The organism is Endozoicomonas sp. ONNA1 (assembly GCF_024606325.1).
Classification (GTDB): domain Bacteria; phylum Pseudomonadota; class Gammaproteobacteria; order Pseudomonadales; family Endozoicomonadaceae; genus Endozoicomonas_A.
Genome location: NZ_JAHHPN010000787.1, coordinates 1 through 2,023, shown reverse-complemented (window position 1 = coordinate 2,023; position 2,023 = coordinate 1). Strand labels below are relative to the sequence as shown.

Genomic DNA, 2,023 nt, shown 5'->3' with positions numbered 1-2,023 from the left:
TGGTTGGCATAGACATTCGTTACCCCTCTGCAATCACTTGTGTGAAGCTGGCCAGCTCACGCATTTTTTCCAGGCCCAGTCCACTGGCAATAGCGTCCTGCGCCATGGCTATCCCTTCCTGCAGGTTAGTGGCGACGCCGGAAACATAAATGGCTGCACCGGCGTTCAGTGCGATCATGTCGGCCGCCTTGCAGGCATATTCGCCTTCCTGCTTGCCCAGGGTATCCCTGATCAACGCCAGGGAGTCCTCGGAGCCTTCTACGCTCAAACCGACCAGACTCTGGGACTCAATGCCAAAGTCTTCCGGCTTGATCGTGTATTCACGAATTTCGCCGTCTTTGAGCTCAGCAACAAAAGTTTCGCTGGCGATACTGATTTCGTCCAGACCGTCCATGGAATGTACGACCATGACGTGGTAGTTGCCCAGCTCACGCAGCACCTCAGCCATGGGGCGGCACAGTTCACGGGTGAACACGCCTATGACGAGGTTTTTTACACCGGCCGGGTTGGACATGGGGCCCAGGATGTTGAAGAAGGTCCTGATGCCAAGTTCTTTACGCACACCGACAACGTTTTTCATGGCTGAGTGGTGGGCAGGAGCAAACATGAAACCCACGCCTACTTCTTCCGTACAGCGTGCTACCTGTTCAGGCGTGATGCCGAGCTGAATGCCTGCCTTTTCCAGCAGGTCAGCACTGCCGCTGGAGCTGGATACCCCTCGGTTGCCGTGTTTGGCAACGCGGGCACCGGCAGCAGCTGCGACAAATGAAGAAGCCGTGGAGACATTGAACAGGTGGGCGCCATCACCGCCGGTGCCGACAATATCCACCAGGTGCTCAGCGTTAACTTCAACAGCGGTAACCATTTCTCTCAGTACCTGGGTAGCCCCGGTAATTTCTTCAATGCTCTCGCTTTTCATACGCATGGCGGTCAGAAATGAACCGATCTGGGCACTGGTGCACTGACCTGTCATGATGTCCCGCATGATGCTCATCATCTCGCCACGGTCCAGGTCATGGTGGCTAATAGCTCGGGCAATACCCTCTTTAATATTCATGTCATCTGGTTCCAATCGTTGTTCTGAAACGTTGTTTTGTATGGTCCGGATTTTGTCACCATTGACATCATTGCTTGAGGAAATTATCCAGCATGTCATGGCCGTGGTCGGTCATGATGGATTCCGGATGAAACTGGACGCCTTCCAGAGGCAGAGTCTTGTGGCGAATCCCCATGATCTCATCCATGCTGCCGTCTTCATGCCGGGTCCAGGCAGTAATTTCAAGACAGTCTGGCAAGCTGTCTTTTTCAACGATTAGAGAGTGGTAGCGAGTTGTTGTGACCGGGTTGGGTAGACCAGCGAAAACCCCGAGGCCCTTATGGTAGACGGGTGAAACTTTTCCGTGCATGACTTTCCGGGCCCGGACTATTTTACCACCGAAGACCTGACCCATGCTCTGGTGTCCCAGGCAAACACCAAGAATGGGTTTCTTGTTACTGAAGTGCGCAATGGCTTCCATGGAAATACCGGCCTCATTGGGTGTACAGGGACCCGGAGAAATGATGATACGCTCAGGGTCAAGGGCTTCTATCTGTTCCAGGGTTATGCTGTCGTTACGATGCACTGCCACTTCCTGACCCAGTTCGCCAAAGTACTGAACCAGATTCCAGGTGAACGAATCGTAGTTGTCGATCATTAGAAGCATCTTAGTTTCGCTCCCCCGCTTGCTTCTGATTGTTGGAGGCGGCAGACAGACCTGTCTGGGCCATGGCAACGGCTTTAAAAAGGGCCCGACCCTTATTCATGGTTTCTTTCCATTCCATCTCGGGAATCGAGTCGGCAACAATACCTGCACCGGCTTGTACGTGGAGTTTGCGATCTTTGATCACTGCAGTCCGAATGGCAATAGCTGTATCCATGTTGCCGTTCCATGCCAGATAACCCACCGCTCCGCCATATACCCCGCGCTTGACAGGTTCCAGTTGATCAATAATTTCCATGGCTCGTACTTTGGGTGCGCCACTG

Annotated in this window: 3 protein-coding genes; all 3 read right to left on the bottom strand. The window is 53.3% G+C overall.

Annotated features, from left to right (window positions below):
- Positions 1-19: 19 nt before the first annotated feature.
- Positions 20-1,057, bottom strand: coding sequence for an anthranilate phosphoribosyltransferase (gene trpD, locus KDK19_RS18855; RefSeq protein ID WP_257280532.1), 1,038 nt, complete (start codon positions 1,055-1,057; stop codon positions 20-22).
- Positions 1,058-1,124: 67 nt separating this feature from the next.
- A complete protein-coding gene (locus tag KDK19_RS18850; protein WP_257280507.1) occupies positions 1,125-1,703 on the bottom strand; it encodes an aminodeoxychorismate/anthranilate synthase component II in 579 nt (192 codons plus the stop codon).
- 1 nt (position 1,704) lies between these two features.
- A partial coding sequence (locus KDK19_RS18845) for a chorismate-binding protein (protein ID WP_257292617.1) occupies positions 1,705-2,023 on the bottom strand: 319 nt, incomplete at its 5' end.